The organism is Phocaeicola coprocola, from assembly GCF_041333015.1.
Lineage (GTDB): Bacteria > Bacteroidota > Bacteroidia > Bacteroidales > Bacteroidaceae > Phocaeicola > Phocaeicola coprocola.
In genome coordinates, this window is sequence record NZ_JBGKGM010000001.1 from 336,366 (window position 1) to 355,712 (window position 19,347).

A 19,347-nucleotide genomic window follows, 5' to 3' on the forward strand; every position below is an offset into this window, starting at 1 on the left:
GCATCAACCGCCATACCAATTAACCAATAAACAAAGTTCATATGAACATCAAGCAATGCATCTATTTATTTGCCACAATTGCATTTTCACTCTCATCTTGTAGCGATGACAGCGGCATGGAAAATGATTTTGAGCCTAAGACTCATCTCTAGAAAAAAGGCAAAAATGAATATTATCTTCTTAAAAGTGAATATTGCCCTATTTGGAAACCCCTCTATCTTTGCAGTTGATTATGAAAGTATTGATATGAAACAACTAATATTCATTTTTACCGTTGCATGGGGTGCTGTAGCAGGCAGCCGTGCGCAAGAGGTGCTTACTTTGGATGATTGTCTTCGTTGGGGTATTGAAAATAACCTTTCTCTCCGGGGACAGCGCAATGAGATTCAAAAAAGCAAATATGCTATTTCTGAAAACCGTGCCAAGTTATTACCGCAAATTAATGGAGTGGCTAATTTTAACGACAACTTCGATCCTCCAGTGTCCGTAACAGACGGTTCTGCTTATGACAAACCTTATAATGTAACCCAGACGCTGCAGTATAATGCCGCAGCCGGATTGCAGCTTCAAATGCCACTCTATAATCAGACGGTTTATACCGCTCTTTCCATTTCGAAGGTATTGGATGAAATCAGCCGTCTGTCTTATGAAAAAGCGCGCGAGGACTTGATGATGCAGATTGCTAAGATGTACTATCTGGGACAGGCCACGGCCGAGCAGATAACGCTGGTTAAAGCCAATATTGCGCGTCTGGAGGAATTGCGTGACATTACGGTGGCTTTCTATGACAATGGCATGGCTATGGAGGTGGATGTGAAGCGTGTCAATATAAACCTGGAAAACTTGCAGGTACAGTATGACAATGCACAGGCCATGCTGGCTCAACAGCTGAATATGCTGAAATATGTGATGGATTATCCGGCAGAGAAAGATATAACGCTGGAACCGGTGAATGCTGAAACTATTGCTCCGATTGAATTGACCGGCTTGTCAGAAAATCTGTATGAGCTTCAGTTGCTTCAGTCGAAGAGCGACTTGGCAGAACGGCAGAAAAAGATGATTTCCCATGGATACATTCCTTCACTTACATTGACGGGCAACTGGATGTATACGGCTTATACGGATAAGCTTCATCATTGGTTTCATTCCGGCCCCTCCAATCATTGGTATCGTTCTTATGGTTTAGGCTTGGCACTGCGTGTCCCTATTTTTGATGGATTAGATAAGAGGTATAAAATTCGCAAGGCGAAAATTGATCTGGAGAATATTCGTTTGGCGCAAGAGAATACGCGGAAGAATCTGGAGACACAATATATCAACGCTACGAACGATTTGATGAATAACCAACGCAATTTCAAGAAACAAAAGGATAATTATCTTTTGGCGGAGGATGTCTATGAGGTAACATCTGACCGCTATCGGGAGGGTATTGCCTCCATGACAGAGGTTTTACAGGATGAAATGCGTATGAGTGAAGCGCAGAACAACTATATCAGTGCGCATTATAACTATCGTGTAACTCACCTTTCTTTGCTGAAGTTGACTGGACGTGTAGAAAGTCTGCTGAAGTAAGTTCTCAATTATTTTATTCATAGTCAATGATCAGCTATCAATTTTAAACATATGGAAACAACAGATAAAAACAGTGCTGCAATGAGCACACATCACGAACAGGCTAAGAAATTGAGAAAATTGCGCACCCGCCAGCGTGTGGTAAGCCTGATTGGTATAGCTATTTTAGTTTGGGGGATTATTCAGGTTACTTTCTTGTTTCTGGATTATAAAAATACAGAATCCAGTAATGATGCTCAAATAGAGCAATATATCTCGCCGGTTAATCTGCGTGCTTCAGGTTATATCAAGAAAATCTATTTCACCGAACATCAGGAAGTGCACAAAGGTGATACGCTGTTGGTGCTGGATGACCGTGAATACAAGATCCGTGTGATGGAAACTGAGGCTGCCTTGAAGGATGCATTGGCCGGAGCTACTGTAATTGGCGCCACACTTCAGACGACACAAACCACAGCTTCGGTGTATGATGCTTCTATTTCTGAAATTGAAATTCGTCTGGCAAAATTGGAAAAAGACCGTCAGCGTTATGAAAATCTGGTGAAACGTAATGCTGCTACGCCCATACAGCTGGAGCAGATTGAAACTGAATATTCTGCTCTACAACGCAAACTGGAAGCTACGAAACGTCAGCGCAGTGCAGCCTTGTCCGGTGTGAATGAAGTTTCGCATCGTCGTGAAAATGTGGAAGCCGGTATTCAGCGTGCCACAGCGGCGTTGGAGATGGCCAAATTGAATCTGTCTTATACTGTAGTCGTGGCTCCGTGTGACGGTAAGCTGGGACGTCGGGCTTTAGAGGAAGGTCAATACATTACTGCCGGGCAGACCATTACATATATCTTGCCGGATACTCAGAAGTGGGTGATTGCCAATTACAAAGAGACTCAAGTGGAAAATCTGGCTATCGGTCAGGAAGTAAGGATAAAGGTGGATGCAGTAAGTAATAAAGAGTTTACGGGTAAGATTACTGCTATTTCCGGTGCAACTGGAGCCAAGTATTCTTTAGTTCCTACTGATAATTCTGCCGGTAATTTTGTAAAAATTCAACAGCGTATTCCGGTTCGCATTGATTTTATCAATCTTTCTGAAGAAGACAATGATCGCCTGGCTGCAGGTATGATGGTGGTTGTGAAAGCTAAACTCTGATGTTATGCCCTCTTATCCAAGAAATTATCCGTTCTACAATTGGGTGCCCAAGTGGTTGGGCATTCTGATATTGGTGTTGATGTTCATCCCCATTCTTACTGTGGGTGGTGTGTATTCTGTGAACAGTACTGAGATGATGAGCGGGCTGGGTATCATCTCAGAACATATCACTTTTACCAATTTTGCCACCTCCATCGGGATGGCTGCTTTTTGTCCGTTTTTATACCGGCTGGTGGTGATTCGAAGAGAAAAAATGATGTGTCTGGCCGGTTTTTCCATGATGTATGTGCTCAGCTATATTTGTGCCGAAACCGACAGTATCTTTTTGTTGGCTCTCTGTAGTGTGTTGATGGGCTTCCTTCGCATGGTACTGATGATGGTCAACCTGTTCACCTTAATCCTTTATGCAGGGCGCATTGAGGCCTATTTGAAAATTAAGCCGGGGCTGGAGCCGGTAGACGGTGAGGGCTGGGATAAGCTTGATATTGAACGAAGCATAGCGCAGCCTGGCATTTATCTGTTCTTTATGATATTAGGACAGCTGGGAACATCGCTGACTGCCTGGCTGGCTTATGAATATGAATGGCAGTATGTGTATTACTATATGATGGGGATGCTGTTGGTATGTATCCTGGTTATTTTCGTAACCATGCCATACCATCGCTTCCAGAACAAGCGTTTCCCCATTAATTTCCGTCAGTTTGGCAATGCTACCTTGTTCTGCATTCCGCTGGTGTGTTTTACATATGTCATGGTGTATGGAAAGGTGCTGGACTGGTGGGATGATCCTACTATCCGCATGGCCGCGATTACTGCAGTTCTTACGGGTGCTTTATTCTTTTATATGGAATCCACACACCGCAGTCCGTATTATCAGGTGGGCGTGCTGAAGTTGCGCACCATTCGTATGGGAGTATTGTTCTATTTTTTGCTAATGTTTCTCAATTCCAGCGCCATGTTTGTCAATGTGTTTGCCGGCATTGGCATGAAACTGGATAACTGGCAGAATGCTTCGCTGGGCAACTGGACCATGTTGGGCTATTTCATCGGGGGGATGATTACCATCTTTCTCAGCATGAAGAAGGTGCATTTCAAATATATCTTTGCAGGCGGATTTGTCATGTTGGGCTTGGCTGCTCTTTTTATGTATTTTGAGGTGCAGACGGATGGTCTGTATGAACGGATGAAATATCCGGTTATTATCCGTTCCACAGGCATGATGATGCTCTATTCGCTCATTCCCACTTATGCCACTCAGCGGATGCCTTATAAATTTCTGTCATCATGGATTTGTACCATGATTACCATCCGTATGGTCATTGCTCCCAGTTTGGGCGCGGCAGTATATACCAATGCCCTGCAGGAGCGTCAGCAGAACTATGTTACCCGTTATGCACAAGATATTGATTTGCTACATCCTGACGCTTCCGCTTCTTTTATGAGTACCGTACGTGGCATGAGTTATCAGGGAAAAAGTAAGGCTGAAGCAGTGAACATGGCAGCCATGTCCGTCAAGGGACGTGTTCAGGTACAGGCCACTTTGGTTGCAGTCAAGGAAATGGCAGGCTGGACACTCTATGCCTGTCTGGCATGTGCAATATTTGTGCTGGTTGTGCCTTATTCTAAGAGAAAATTAGTATCTTAGTCGCTTGAAAGTGCCTAATGCACACGGACAAGCATGTATGAAGACAGTTCAAGAACGTATTACATTATTAGGAAAGGCTTTGTTTAGGCGAGATGACATATGCAGTTCGGAAGGAAGTATTTCCTCCTTCCCAATTCTCTTTCACACCCCATTTTTGGTCAGTGGGGTGGGAATAGTGATTTGTATGCAAGGGTTTTTTACTTTTGCCCTGAATCGTTGTGTGATGCGAGCATCTGCCGGAGAAACCTTGTTTATTCCTGATGGAGCGGAGTTTCGGGTTATGGAAGAGTCTTCTGATTTGGATGTGCATTTCCTGCTGTATCAGGTTGAACCTATCCGTGATATTTTAGGGAATCAGGTCGTATCTATGTACCTTTATTCTCAGTTAGTGCCCAAACCTTGTTATGTTTGGCAGACTGGCGAAGAGGATGAGTTACTCCGTTATATGATGCAGCTTGATGCTACCCTTCTTCAAAATGATACTTTCCGTCAGTATGAGCAGAAACTGTTGCTGCTGGCACTGACCCATCGGCTCTGTTCGCTCTATAATCGTAAGTTGATGAACAATCAGAATGCGATGGGACATCGTAATGAGGTGTTCTTAAAGCTTATTTCGCTGATTGAACAGTATTATATGCAGGAACGTGGAGTGGAGTTTTATGCCGATAAATTATGTCTCTCACCTAAATACCTTTCTGTCATATGCAAATCAATATGCGGATATACAGTAAAGGATTTGGTGTCTAAGTCCATTATACGGAAGAGTATTTCTCTTTTAAAAAATACACAGAAAAACATACAAGAAATTGCAGATATGTTCAATTTTCCTAATGCCTCTTTTTTTGGAACTTTCTTCAAAAAGCAAATGGGCATGTCTCCTGGACAATATCGCAAGAACATCACTTTTTAATTCGCCTTCATTATGGCTAAGATCTGTATAAAAAAAGCAACTACTAAGTGCGAAATGGATGATTTCGTACGACTTCACCGCAAGTTATATGAGACAGCCTCTTTCTATATTAACTAACAACACGATCACAACTAAAACATAAAACTAAAAATTTTCTTTTGAGAAGTCTTAAATCGTTCAATTTCCAAAGAGAGCGATTTCTTTAATTGAACAGCCATAAAGCCCAGAAAAGGCAGATTTGTTTCTTCTTCCTGTGATTGACGTAAGGCAGAAATATACTCTTCCCTATCTTCCTTAAATATCTTAGTCGGAAAAAGGTTGTAGCAGAACTGAATATAATTCATCAGTAGGCGGGCGGTTCTTCCGTTGCCATCGACCCACGGATGAATGGTCACTAAGTTAAGATGGGCATTGAAACTTAGTTCGTATTGTTCCCGAAATGTTCCCACTGCCTTCTGTTTTTCCTGTAATAAAGCGCAAAGTTCCTCTACTTTGGCAGGGACTTTCTGATAACTCATATAAGAACGTCCATCAATACCAGCCGTCACGCCACACAAGCGAAATTCACCTTTGGAAGAATCAAAAGAGCCACCCATAACGTTATAAATACTGCCTGTCGTACGCATCAATGTCGAATTCAACTTTTGCAAGAATGCTGAATTAATTGGTTTCTTACTTTTGGCTTCCTCTTTGGCAAGCTCATATGCCTTCTTTAAGTCCTCATTCATCAAATGATACACCAAAGGTTTCCCTTTAGCTGTCAATCCCTCATCGAAAAGCATTTGTGCCTCCGCTTCGGTGAGTGTAGAACCCTCAATTGCTGTAGAATGGGTAATAAGAGAATAGAGGTAGTACTTTTCATAGTCCACCGCTTCACTAATACCAAGTTGCTGAAACTTTTGGTATAACCGTTCAATCTCTTGCCAAACACCTTGTTCCATTGACTTTTATTTAATTGGATTTATCTCTTTTCAAAGGTAGTGTATTTGTATTGCGTAGCCAAAGAAAATAATGACTTACTACTATATTTTTGCGCCTGTGGGGAAAATGTGGGGAAAAATCAGGCAAACAAAAAGGCTAAGCGATTAATTGTTAATCGCTTAGCCTTTCATTCAGTACCCAGACCCGGGGTCGAACCGGGATGGATGTTACTCCACTGGTGTTTGAGACCAGCGCGTCTACCGATTCCGCCATCTGGGCAACTAAATCAGGGAATATGTATTTCCTTAATTGCGGTGCAAAGGTAGTCAAATATTTTGAAACCACAAGCATTTCACGCAAAAAAGTGAAAATAATTTTCATCTAACACTATTTAGAACTCTTTCCGGACATTGTTCGAAAAATAAAGGCTATCTTAGCATAAACTTTTAAAGCTACGCCGATATCATGAATAACAACTACTATTGTATCATCATGGCTGGAGGAATGGGACGCCGTTTCTGGCCTTACAGTCGCAAAGCATTGCCTAAACAGTTTCTTGATTTCTTTGGAACAGGACAGACTTTATTACAACAAACTTTCGACAGATACAAAAAAATAATTCCAACAAACAACATTTACATTACAACTCATAAAGATTATAAACAAATCGTTCTTGATCTGCTACCAGAAATAACTGAAGAACAGCTGATTATTGAAGAAGAAAGACGTAATACAGCCCCTTCCATCGCTTACGCATCGCACATTATTCAGAAAATAAATCCAGACGCAACCATCGTCGTAGCCCCGTCCGACCATCTGATACTGAAAGTGGAAGAATTTAAAGAAGCTATTTTGAAAGGACTGGAATTTGCATCGAAAAATGACAAGCTGGTTACATTGGGAATAAAGCCTAAACGCCCAGAAACAGGATATGGATACATTCAGATAGACGAAGAAAAAAAAGGAGATTTTTATAAAGTAAAAACTTTCATAGAAAAGCCGGCTCGTGAATTTGCAGAAATATTCGTGCAAAGCAATGAATTTTATTGGAACTCTGGCATTTTTGTATGGCATGTCAATACTATACTGAAAGCTTTTCACGAAATGATGTCAGAAATCTGCCCACGAGTAGAATGTGATGTACCCGACTTCACTTCGTGTCCGAACATTTCGATAGATTACAGTATTATGGAAAAAGCCGACAATGTATACGTGCAGTTATGCGATTTCGGCTGGGCCGATCTGGGTACTTGGGATGCACTTTATGATGCTTCGCCCAAAGACACGAACCACAACGTAATAATTAACAGTAATACTGTACTTTACAATTGCAAAGACAGTATCATATTAGTACCGGAAGGACAACTTGCCGTAGTTCAAGATTTAGACGGCTATCTGGTTGCATCACGTGACAACGTACTCCTTATCTGTAAAAAAGATGACCACGATGCAATCCGCAAGTTTGTAAATGATGTAGAAATGAAGTTCGGAGAAAAATACTCCTGATCTTATTATATATAAAATCAAGAAAAACAAAGATTTACAGATATTATACACGATAGAGAAGGAGCTTCCCCACTACTTTAATTCCTTCTGCATGTATCTGTAACATAGAGGCGATAAAATCCCTCGATTTTTTCGTACAAAAAAGAAAAAAACTTCTCGATATTTTTATAAAAACATGCCCATATTTTTTCCAAAATATGGGCATGTTTTTTTCGATAGCAATTATGATTGGTTTCTTGACACTTTAATATTCAAAAGTGATGCCAAGAGTAGGCAGCAAGGTTCCACTTTCCTGTTTTATAGACTTCATTACGTAACGTCGTTCCGAAAGAGGAGCCGTTGGATTTTCAATCTGCCCGGTACTCATCAGCACATCAGGCTGACGAAGTTTACTAGCCGTAATATCCTGGATATCAAGATAAACACCAAACATACATTTCTTCCAATAAAACATTTTATCAACACGGATATCCAGCTGTCCAAAAGCCGGCAGACGCTCTGTATTATACCGATCGTAATCATAATATGCTTTACCCTGTGCATTCCATGCTTCTACCAAGGATGACTTTTCTACATCATACGGTGTATAAGGCGAACCTCCGATGCAGCTTATTTTCATACCCACACTCCAGTTTTTGGGAAAGTTATAAGTTCCACTTACATTGAATATAAAGCGATTATCCCATGCAGAGGGCACATAATCACCTTCTTTCCCATCACGGAATTCACTTTTGAAAATTGTTAATGAGGATGATAAGTTCAACCGTTGAACTAACAGCCACTTAAACATCATTTCTATTCCGTATGAACGTCCCTCAGCTGTAGATATCAGCTGTTCGTTACCTATTACCCCGTAGTCATTTCCCTTACAAGCCAAAGGTATGCCGTCAGACACGGACAAAGGCATATCGCGATAGAATTTATAAAATCCCTCAGCCGATATTTCCATATTCCCATTAGGCTGCCAAGAAAGCCCAACACTTTCCTGAGATACGGAAATATAATCCAGATTACGGTTCAGGTAACTGCCATCATTTCCTTTAAAACCGAGCGCTGTATAAGGTGGAAGCTGATAATACAGTCCCATGTGACCACTTAAGAACAGACGGTCAATCAATCTGTACGATACAGACAGACGAGGAGAAAGCTGCCTCCACAGCTCTTTCATCTTGTCGTTATAATTATTCCCATCTGTACGAACTCCAAGTGATGCAGTAAAACGCTCGTCTGGAGCTGAATAATCCATTGAAGCAAAAAGTCCCCAACGGAATATATCCAGATTTGTACGGTAATCGAAAATTTGTACTTCATCTGTAAAAACTCTCTGGTAAGTTGTATTGGAATATTGGGAATAATTCAATTCCACACCAGCATTCAGCTTCCAAAGGTTCCAGGTAGAAGTGTTTTCCATCCGCAATTTCGTTTCTTGCTCTACTGACCGAAGACGCAACGTCAGATTATCCTCCGAGCTTTCATCATTGTCGTGATATTTCAGGTTACGGTTATTTAAATAGCTATGGCTTAACGTCACCGACTGAACATGCGGACCGGCATAATGCCGATATACACCTCCCAAAGTAAAAGTTTCCTGATTTATCTTAGGCAAATAACCTAATATATATTCAGCATCCTCTCCTTCTATATCAAAGTTCAGCTTCATCCGGTCAATACCGCCCAATCCAAGCAACGTCAGTTCATTACGTGCATCAAAACGCGTTTTCAGTTTAAACGAAGCATCCGTATAAGCAGGAAGCAAAGGTAATCCCAAAACTTTAAACAACATTTGCAAATAAGATTGTCGTACTGATACCAGATAAGAAGTCTTATCTCCCAGGTGTCCGTTAGAGGTAAGCGCTACTTCCGACGCTCCTAACGTAGCTTTCAGTGAGTTATGCTCCATATCTCCGTCGCGCAAACTAAAATCGAGCACTGAACTCAAGGCATTTCCCCTATTGGCAGGAAAAGCACCGCTATAAAACTTCACATTACGTATCAGATCGGCATCAATCAGTCCTACCGGACCTCCTGAAGCCCCCTGCGTACTGAAATGATTGATATTCGGTATTTCTACCCCATCAAGGTAAAAACGGTTTTCCGATGGTCCACCACCACGTACAATCAAATCATTCCGGTAGCCGATGGGAGAAAAAGCAACTCCCGGATAGTTTTGTACCACACGGGATATGTCACGATTGGCACCGGGTGCTTTTTCTATCTCCTGCAAACCAATTACACGAAGGCTGACCGGACTTTCTGCTACTTTTTGAAAAGGAGAAGCCGTAACAGTTACTCCTTCCAATTGTGTTCCCTCCTCTTCCATTTCAATCTGAATATGAGGAGTACGGTGATTTACACGATACTCGGATGTAAAGACCGTTTTGTACCCCAACATGGAAGCCTGCAAACGGTAGATTCCCGGCGGAACCTGTTCGACGCTAAAATGCCCTTCGGCATCTGTAGAAGAGCCTATTCCTAAGCCAACAACCAGTACATTGACAAATTCCAGTGGTTTACGACTTGTTTTATCTATTACAGTTCCTTCTATGCGGTATGTTTGTCCATAAGCCAGCATACAAAAGGCCAGCAACATCGACAAGAATATCACTTTCTTCATCATAATAAATACTTTAAATCACTGTATAAATCAAAAAAGCCATCCTGCGAGATGAAGGATGGCTTTCATTCTTGTAATATTGTGGTAGAAAGGAGGTATCAAGCTTTGCCTTCCCAGGCGTTATGAATACGTTCTGCGATGGACTTAAACTCTTCATCGCTCAGCTTCAGTTTCGGATTAGAAAACAGCATATCCGATTCATTCTGAATAGGGATCAGATGAATATGAGCATGAGGTACTTCAAGACCAATTACTGCTTCTCCAACCTTGCGGCAAGGGAAAGCTTTCTGAATAGCCAGCGCCACATGTTTTGCAAATACATGCATAGCAGCCAATTCTTCATCGCTCAGATCGTAGATATAATCGACTTCTTTTTTAGGGACAACCAGTGTATGTCCCTTTACCAACGGATTTATATCCAAAAAAGCATAGAACTTATCGTCCTCTGCAACCTTATAACTGGGAATTTCCCCCGCAACGATTTTACTGAATATTGTTGCCATAATATGATATATAAAAAAAGGCAAGTCCGCAACAAAGCAGACCCGCCTTATAGTTAAAACGATATTCCTGTTACTTCCAGACTGATTTTACCCTGTGGAATAGTAATTTCTGCAATATCACCCACTTTCTTACCCAACAAACCCTGAGCAATCGGTGTATTTACAGAAATCTTACCCAGTTTCAGGTTAGCTTCAGTTTCCGACACGATAGTATATGCCATCTTCATGCCAGTCTTTACATTCTTCAGTTCTACACGAGTAAGAATCTGAACTGTATCAGCTTTCAATTTAGATGTATCTATAATCTTCGCATCACCAATTGTTGCTTTCAACTGATTTATTTTCATTTCCAGCATGCCTTGAGCTTCCTTAGCTGCATCATATTCTGCATTCTCAGACAAGTCACCCTTGTCGCGAGCTTCAGCAATAGCAGCTACAATCTTCGGACGCTCTACAGATTCCAGATGCTTTAATTCTGCTACCAATTTCTGATAGCCTTCTTCTGACATATAAGCCATAGTTTTTTCCTCCTTATTATATTCGTTATTAATTAAATTGTTCTTGCTTATAAAACAAAAAAGAATCCCGATACACAAACATGTATCGGAACCCTTCTCTGTTATGACTTTGGCAAAGATACGCCTTTTATTGATACCAGTCAAGTACCAAAGCGCACTATTTTCACATGCTTTTCAACATGTTATAATAATTTCTTAATCGCTTCTTCCAAATCTGTTTTCGGACCAATTCTCATATTCAGTTCATTGTTCCGGCCTACCAAAAATGCTGTCGGCAACTGAGTCACACCATACAATCTGACATAAGTAGAATATGGTCCTTGAGGATCGCGAACGCAAATCCAAGGCAGATTATCAGCTGCGGTTTTCCAGAAATGCTCATCGGTATCTAATGAAACCTGATAGATTTCCAATCCCTGTGAAGCATACTTATCATATATTTCACGCAACAGCAAATTACGTGCTCCTGATTCTGCACTTCCATATGCGGTAAAGTCTATCAGCACTACCTTACCTTTTAAATCTGTAAGATGACGGACTGTACCTTTTATATCCATCAATGGAATATCAATAATAGAAGCTTCCTGTATTTTATCTGCTGGAATATCCAAAGGTTTCACCTGCGGAGCACGGGTATTTTTCATACCCTTGATAACCATATTATACAGATTACGTGAACGGTCAGCATGTGGATACAAATTGTTCATACTTGTAGCCACAGCAGCAAAACATTTCACATCTTCCTTATTATTCAACGGATCGAAAATCATATATCCATTTAAGACCTGGAATAAAGCAAAATACGCATAAGGTTTATTGGGAGCAACGAATATATAATTCCGCTTCACTTCATCCTTATATGCATCTACCATACGTGTCAGACTGTCTTGAGCAATACCAACAGGTATTCCCGACTGAGCCATACGATTCACACGTTCCTGCAAATCAGTCTGCAATAAAACCAGTTCTTTGATTTTCTGATTATTTTCAGAGCCTTGAATATTGTACTCCGTTGCAAAATTTTTATAATCAGCCTTTACTTCAACAGTTTCAGTAGAATCAACCGAGAAGTTTATCACTTTATTATCAATACGCAATCGGTAAAAATCAGGCGCTTCGGGACGAGCGGCAGCAAAGCTGAAAGCTCCATCACTTCCTAATTCCACTGAATCCAGCGCAACAATACCATCTAATCCTGTCTGCTCCAGATATAACATTTTATCGGCAGCATCGGTCACTTCTCCCTGCACCTTAAAAGCAGGCTCGTTGTTGCAGGCCGTAAAACCTGCGAACAACAGAGCTGCAGCGATATAAGCATTTCTTTTCATTAGCGATTATTATTCATTTCGGGATGCAAAGATACGGCTTTTTATGAGTTCACAAAGTTTTTATCCAAGTTCTTATAAAATGACATATTTTTTTTAGCCTGATCCAAGTGCCGATATTATAAACCTCAAATGTAAAATGGAATAAGAATTATATAAAAATACGTACAGACTAAACTTTTATCTCATTTACACCCGATTAGTATAATAATATTTGTATCTTTGCGCGAACTTTAAGAAGACTTTTATATTAAAACATTTTTTATGATCAATCCTATTGTTAAGACGATCGAGCTAGGTGATGGAAGAACCATTACACTCGAAACGGGAAAGCTGGCAAAACAGGCAGATGGTGCTGTTATGCTACGCATGGGTAATACCATGTTGCTGGCTACTGTTTGTGCAGCAAAAGATGCAGTTCCCGGTACAGATTTTATGCCGCTCCAGGTAGAGTATAAAGAAAAATATTCAGCATTCGGACGTTTCCCGGGTGGCTTTACCAAACGCGAAGGCAAAGCTTCTGATTATGAAATTCTGACTTGCCGCTTGGTAGACCGCGCTTTGCGTCCATTGTTCCCCGACAATTTCCACGCAGAAGTTTACGTAAACATCATTTTGTATTCAGCAGACGGTGTAGATATGCCTGATGCTTTGGCAGGTTTGGCTGCTTCTGCAGCACTGACCGTATCCGACATTCCTTTCGGCGGTCCGATTTCAGAAGTACGTGTAGCACGCATTGACGGTCAATTCGTTATCAATCCTACATTCGAACAGCTTGAAAAAGCCGATATGGATCTGATGGTAGCTGCCACTTATGAAAACATCATGATGGTAGAAGGTGAAATGAACGAAGTGAGCGAACAAGATTTGTTAGAAGCTCTAAAAGCTGCTCACGAAGCAATCAAGATACACTGTAAGGCACAGATGGAACTGATGGAAGAAGTTGGTTCTACTGTTAAACGTGAATATTGCCACGAAGAAAATGATGAAGACTTACGCAAAGCCGTTCATGACGCTTGTTATGAAAAAGCTTATGCAATAGCTGCATCAGGAAACCGCAATAAACACGAACGTCAGGATGCATTTGATGCAATCTGTGAAGAATTCAAAGCTCAGTTTACAGAAGAAGAGCTTGAAGAAAAAGCAGGAATGATAGACCGTTACTACCATGACGTAGAAAAAGAAGCTATGCGTCGCTGCATCCTTGATGAAGGAAAACGTCTGGACGGTCGTAAGACAACAGAAATTCGTCCTATCTGGTGCGAAGTAGGCCCATTGCCTTATCCACATGGTTCTTCTATCTTTACCCGTGGAGAAACACAGTCTTTGAGTACCGTTACATTGGGAACCAAACTTGATGAAAAGATTGTGGATGATGTACTTGATCAGCATAAAGAACGTTTCTTATTGCATTATAATTTCCCTCCATTCTCTACAGGTGAAGCAAAAGCACAACGTGGAGTAGGACGTCGTGAGATTGGTCACGGTCACTTGGCATGGCGTGCTCTGAAAGGTCAGATTCCAGCAGATTATCCATATTGCGTACGTGTTGTTTCGGATATTCTGGAATCTAACGGTTCTTCTTCAATGGCAACTGTATGTGCCGGTACTTTAGCACTGATGGACGCAGGTGTACCTATTAAGAATCCGGTATCAGGTATTGCAATGGGATTGATCAAAAATGCCGGAGAAGAAAAATATGCCGTTCTGTCTGATATCTTAGGTGATGAAGATCACTTGGGAGATATGGACTTCAAAGTTACAGGTACTAAAAATGGTATTACTGCAACTCAAATGGATATTAAGTGTGACGGACTGACATACGATATTCTTGAAAAAGCATTGTTACAAGCTAAAGAAGGTCGTGAATACATCCTGAACAAATTGACAGAATGTATCGGTGAGCCTAGACAAGACTTGAAACCCAATGCTCCACGTATCGAAACAATGATTATCCCTAAAGAATTCATTGGAGCTGTAATCGGTCCGGGTGGAAAGATTATCCAGGGTATGCAGGAAGAGACAGGTGCAACTATTACAATTGAAGAAATTAATGGTGTTGGCCGTATCGAAATTGCAGGAAACAATAAAAAGATGATTGATGATGCAATGCGTCTGATAAAAGGTATCGTTGCTGTTCCTGAAATTGGTGAAGTATATCAAGGAAAAGTTCGTTCAATCATGCCTTACGGTGCATTTGTAGAATTCCTTCCTGGTAAAGACGGATTACTCCATATTTCAGAAATCGATTGGAAGCGTCTGGAAACTATCGAAGAAGCAGGCTTAAAAGAAGGTGATGATATTGAAGTTAAGTTACTGGATATTGATTCTAAAACTGGAAAATTCAAACTGTCACATAAGGTCTTATTACCTAAACCAGAAGGAATGGGAGAAGGTAACCACGCAAAACGCGAACGTAAGCCTCAACAAAATAAAGAACAGAAATAATAAACATTCTTTATAACAAAAACAGTCCGAGATCTCATTTGAAATCTCGGACTGTTTTTGTTATATACACATTATATAGCTTCAGTTTCCTTCTTATTATACTTATTCCGATAATCTTTAGGAGTTACCTGAAAATGTTTAGAGAATTCTTTATAGAAATGAGAGCGATTAGCAAATCCCGTTTTATACATAATTTCTTGAACAGTCAGAGAAGTTGTCCGTAATAGTTTTGCAGCTAGATTTATTCGATATTCCTTTATGTAATCTTTAGGAGATTCTAAATCCATTTCTTTAAAACGACGATACAAAGTTCGCACACTCACTTGCATATACTCAGCCACCTCTTCCAAAGAAAGGTTTTCTGAGTCCACATATTTCTCTATATATTCTGTTATTTTCGATAGAAATTCCTTATCTTCAGCCTTAACCAGATGTCCATGAGAAAAATCATACGCACAAGCAGAAGTATTATAAAAATCTTTCATCTTACTACGATTCTCTATTAAACGTTCAACCACAGCCTTCAGATAGTCTATATTAAAAGGTTTTCCTATATAAGCATCCGCTCCAGCATCCAGCCCTGCAATCTTTTCCTGACTAGAATTTTTTGCTGATAATATAACTACAGGTACAGACATAGTATGCTTATTCTGCTTCAATCTTCTCGTCAGTTCAAAACCGTCTATACCCGGCATCATAGCATCTGTAACAATCAACATAGGTATATCATTCTTTACTTCCTTCAATGCTTGCTCAGCATCATGTGCAACAACAACCCTAAATTTGTCAGAAAATGCTTCTTGTAACAACATTAACATTTCAGTATTATCATCAACTATTAGAATCTTATGTTTTGATGAAGCCAGATCTGTAGAGTTTTCAGAAATTTGTTCTAGCTGATCAGATTTCATTATTGGCAAAACGTTATTAATGTTGAGCATAGCATTATCATTAACATCTACCTTTTCTGATGTCAGTTCCAACATTGGAAGCAGAACGATAAATTCAGCATAACTGCCATATTCACTCTGAATTTGTATTTCTCCTTTTAGCAACTCAACCATGCTATGACAAATAGCGAGTCCTAAACCATTTCGAGAAGTCATTCCCTTTATAGTAGAAGCTTCCACACCATCCAGCACTTTATATCTGTTAAAAATCAAAGGAATATCCTCCTGACGAATACCTTTTCCCGTATTATACACCTTAATACGCAAACTTTGGTTATCAACTACATCTACCGTTACACGAATACGTCCCCCTACAGAGGTATATTTAAAAGCATTCGAGATTAAATTATTCAAAATTTTCGTCAAACTTTTACTGTCGGTATTCCAAAAAATATTTTCTGACACTACATTTTCAAATTGAATCATGTTTTGCTCTGCCAACTCCGAAAACGAATGAATAATATCATTACATAAAGCTGAAACATCTATCTGTTGGATACATTGAATCTGATGCCCTGTTTCCAGTCTTCTAAAATCAATAATCTCCTGAATCAAAGCATTTAACCTCTCTGCATTTGCTTTTATCAATGAGACATATTTATGTACATACTCCGAATGGTCATATTTCAACAAGCGCTCACAAGGGCCATATATAAGTGTAAGCGGAGTAGAAAACTCATGAGTTATATTAGTAAAGAAACGTAGCTTTTCCTCATATAAATCTTCTTTATGTTGTTGCTCCATTTTTTCCAGCACTAATAGCTTTTTACGCTGTTGCTTTAATAAAAACCAGCGAATACACAACAACACAGCCAACAAAAGCAATAGAACATAAATAACAACAGCTAACGTACTTAAATACCAGGGGGAAGCAATAGTTATATGCACAGAATAAACAGGACTAAACTCCCCTGTTGTCTGATTCTTATAACGAACTTCAAGAAGATAATCTCCATAATTCATCTGAGTAAAAGAGATACTGTTATTCGTTCCATTATCTATCCATTCCGTTTTCTCATTCAAACGATACTGATAACTATAGTTAGTTGGATTTACATAATCTAACGCAAGAAAAGATATCGCAAAATTGTTCTGATCAGACTCTAATGACAGAGAAGGTTTATCTCCCCAGCTCTGTACATCAACACACATACCCTGTTCACCTAAAATATCAATGTTTGTAAAGCGTAATGGAGGTTTTACAGCTGCCTTATCAGAAACATACATTTCGTTATTAGTTATAGTAATAAAACCATTAATACCTCCAAAAAATAAGGTATTGTCTTGACAGAATGAAGCTCCGTCACTAAATTCTAGTATTTCCAGCCCACTACCTTTTCCATAATTCTGAAATTTATTATTCAGCACATTAAAGCTGATAAGTCCTCCATTGGTTGCAATCCATAATCTTTTATTTTCGTCTAGAAGCATTGAATGAATTGTACTATTAATAAATCCATCCTGCTGATTAAAATACATTTCTTCATCATGTAACTTTTTAATCAGTCCTGCTCCTGTACCAAGCCAGAAAATATCTTCGTCACGAATTATCGAAAAGATATCATTCACAACTCTACTTGAATATTCATTTTTTAAAGGCATGGCAGCTAAACTAGCGCCTTCTATATGAAAGAGTCCATATCCTCGATTACCAAACCAAATATTATCATGACTACTATCAGCAAATAGAGTAAAGAAATAATTTGAAGAAAAATTTCCACTATCAATGGTATAGCGTTTTAAAGAATGAATATATGGAACGCCAGATCTGTCTTCAATACGTGCACGAATAACTCCTGTCCCAACGGTAGCTATCCAAAGAATCGAATCATTCTCTTCATATATGGCATGCACGTAATTGATCTTTTCTGGCGAATAAACACTCCTGATTTTTCTATCGCGATATGAATAATAACTGAGACCAGCATCATGTCCTATCCAAAACATAGGTCTGCAACTTTTTGCAAATGCATATACAGAATTATTTATTAATCCACCTTCTTGAGAATTTATCAGTTCTGTCCTATAGTTCATATTATGCTTCAGAGGAGAAAAATCATAAATTTTAAGAATTCCCTCCCCTTTAGTACCTAACCATAATGTACCTTCATTATCCCAAAAAATAGACCGAACCGGCTTACCTATACTTTGATTTAGATCTTGATAGGTTACCGATGAAATTGAATACTTCCCCTCAGAATAAATATATACGCCTTGACCGTCTGTCGCAATCCACACAATATCTTGAAAACGATCTTTTAAGATCCGAAATACTCCAGACTTTATGCCTAAATCATCTACCGTATACTTATCATTTGCCTGCAAAGAAATCTTCAATAAACCATTTGTTTGAAATGCAACAAAAAAAGATGTTCCATCACGAAGTATATCTACAATGGTTCCTCTTCCATCCAATGCCTCTTTCCAGTTACAAATAAGCTTTTTTACAGGCTTATCCAAACTATATCCAAATAAATTATAATCTTTATCTAACCAATAAACCTGATTTTTATCTCCAAAGCCATAACGTACCTCTGTTTTTTCACTAGTGTTTATTGTAGAGAGGGTATATTCTCCTTCCGGAGAATGTTTCATTTGATAATATATAATCTCGTTTTTTAGGAAAATAATTAGATAATGTTCATTCACATAAAGATTAACAATATCTTCCCTATCCAAAGTTCCTATAGGAAGTCTATAAAACTCTTGTTTTTTTTCATTAAAAGCGTATAACAAATTACTACTTGAGAAGAAGAACAGATTCCCTAGTTCATTCTTGACCATCATATAACTACCCTTAAACTGGGGATAATCAACAACAAGGCGTTTTTCTTTATCAACTTTACTCAAACCATAGTTTGTCTGTACCCAAATTACTCCATCATGAGTTTCTAATATTTCTTCTATGATGTACCCAGATAAGTTCAATTGCCCCCAACCATTCCAACTATATGCTTTTGTGCCATCATATATATTCACTCCATCACAAGTCCCCATCCATAAAAAGCCATTACTATCTTGCAGTAAAGAAAGTACAGCACTACTGGTAAGACCATCTGAATTAGTAACCTGCCTTAAATTATAAGCTGATAATGAATTTATTACACATACCAGAAAAAAAAACAATCCTCCTATAAATTTCATAACAGCATTTATCATAGTATATTTTTTAATCAATATTCAGGTACAAAGGTATAGAAAATAACAAATTGCATTGAAAGAGATATATAATATTTGCATTCATATCAAATAAAATTAATTCAGATCATCCACTTCAGTTTTTTATCTT

Annotated in this window: 12 protein-coding genes and 1 tRNA gene; 6 read left to right on the top strand and 7 right to left on the bottom strand. The window is 39.3% G+C overall.

From position 1 onward, the window contains the following. The first annotated feature begins 246 nt into the window (after positions 1-246). Genes ACDG22_RS01355 through ACDG22_RS01370 form a run of 4 tightly spaced genes read left to right on the top strand, consistent with a single transcriptional unit; the run spans position 247 to position 5,273 of the window. Positions 247-1,572: a TolC family protein gene (locus ACDG22_RS01355; RefSeq protein ID WP_040311975.1), complete on the top strand. Its 1,326-nt coding sequence runs from the start codon at positions 247-249 to the stop codon at positions 1,570-1,572. A 51-nt stretch (positions 1,573-1,623) separates the two neighbouring features. Beyond that, positions 1,624-2,718 (top strand): HlyD family secretion protein, encoded by a 1,095-nt coding sequence (locus ACDG22_RS01360; protein WP_007568398.1) that lies wholly within the window; start codon positions 1,624-1,626, stop codon positions 2,716-2,718. Between the two features lie 4 nt (positions 2,719-2,722). After that, positions 2,723-4,363, top strand: a complete 1,641-nt coding sequence (locus tag ACDG22_RS01365) for an MFS transporter (protein ID WP_007568396.1) — start codon at positions 2,723-2,725, stop codon at positions 4,361-4,363. A gap of 37 nt (positions 4,364-4,400) precedes the next feature. Further along, positions 4,401-5,273 carry a helix-turn-helix domain-containing protein gene (locus ACDG22_RS01370; protein ID WP_007568394.1) on the top strand — a complete coding sequence of 291 codons (873 nt, stop codon included), beginning with the start codon at positions 4,401-4,403 and terminating at the stop codon, positions 5,271-5,273. A gap of 131 nt (positions 5,274-5,404) precedes the next feature. Here ACDG22_RS01370 and ACDG22_RS01375 read toward each other — a convergent pair whose 3' ends face one another. Next, complete coding sequence (locus ACDG22_RS01375) at positions 5,405-6,214, bottom strand: Fic family protein (RefSeq protein WP_007568392.1); 810 nt, start codon at positions 6,212-6,214, stop codon at positions 5,405-5,407. Between the two features lie 175 nt (positions 6,215-6,389). Continuing rightward, a tRNA-Leu gene (locus ACDG22_RS01380) sits at positions 6,390-6,473 on the bottom strand. A 183-nt stretch (positions 6,474-6,656) separates the two neighbouring features. On the opposite strand from ACDG22_RS01380, the gene ACDG22_RS01385 reads away from it, so the two are divergent. Continuing rightward, a complete protein-coding gene (locus ACDG22_RS01385) occupies positions 6,657-7,700 on the top strand; it encodes a mannose-1-phosphate guanylyltransferase (RefSeq protein WP_270230141.1) in 1,044 nt (347 codons plus the stop codon). Between the two features lie 244 nt (positions 7,701-7,944). On the opposite strand, the gene ACDG22_RS01390 is transcribed toward ACDG22_RS01385, so the two are convergent. The 4 genes from ACDG22_RS01390 to ACDG22_RS01405 all read right to left on the bottom strand — a co-directional run bounded on the left by ACDG22_RS01390 (position 7,945) and on the right by ACDG22_RS01405 (position 12,663). Beyond that, positions 7,945-10,314 (bottom strand): TonB-dependent receptor, encoded by a 2,370-nt coding sequence (locus ACDG22_RS01390; RefSeq protein WP_270230142.1) that lies wholly within the window; start codon positions 10,312-10,314, stop codon positions 7,945-7,947. Positions 10,315-10,412: 98 nt separating this feature from the next. After that, positions 10,413-10,817 carry an HIT family protein gene (locus ACDG22_RS01395; RefSeq protein WP_007568387.1) on the bottom strand — a complete coding sequence of 135 codons (405 nt, stop codon included), beginning with the start codon at positions 10,815-10,817 and terminating at the stop codon, positions 10,413-10,415. Between the two features lie 53 nt (positions 10,818-10,870). After that, positions 10,871-11,335, bottom strand: a complete 465-nt coding sequence (greA, locus tag ACDG22_RS01400) for a transcription elongation factor GreA (protein ID WP_040311973.1) — start codon at positions 11,333-11,335, stop codon at positions 10,871-10,873. Between the two features lie 182 nt (positions 11,336-11,517). After that, positions 11,518-12,663, bottom strand: coding sequence for a DUF4369 domain-containing protein (locus tag ACDG22_RS01405; protein WP_007568385.1), 1,146 nt, complete (start codon positions 12,661-12,663; stop codon positions 11,518-11,520). A gap of 261 nt (positions 12,664-12,924) precedes the next feature. Here ACDG22_RS01405 and pnp point away from each other — a divergent pair, with 261 nt between their 5' ends. Next, positions 12,925-15,108 carry a polyribonucleotide nucleotidyltransferase gene (pnp, locus tag ACDG22_RS01410; RefSeq protein WP_177593410.1) on the top strand — a complete coding sequence of 728 codons (2,184 nt, stop codon included), beginning with the start codon at positions 12,925-12,927 and terminating at the stop codon, positions 15,106-15,108. 71 nt (positions 15,109-15,179) lie between these two features. On the opposite strand, the gene ACDG22_RS01415 is transcribed toward pnp, so the two are convergent. Next, complete coding sequence (locus tag ACDG22_RS01415; protein WP_270230131.1) at positions 15,180-19,217, bottom strand: hybrid sensor histidine kinase/response regulator transcription factor; 4,038 nt, start codon at positions 19,215-19,217, stop codon at positions 15,180-15,182. Between the last annotated feature and the right edge of the window lie 130 nt (positions 19,218-19,347).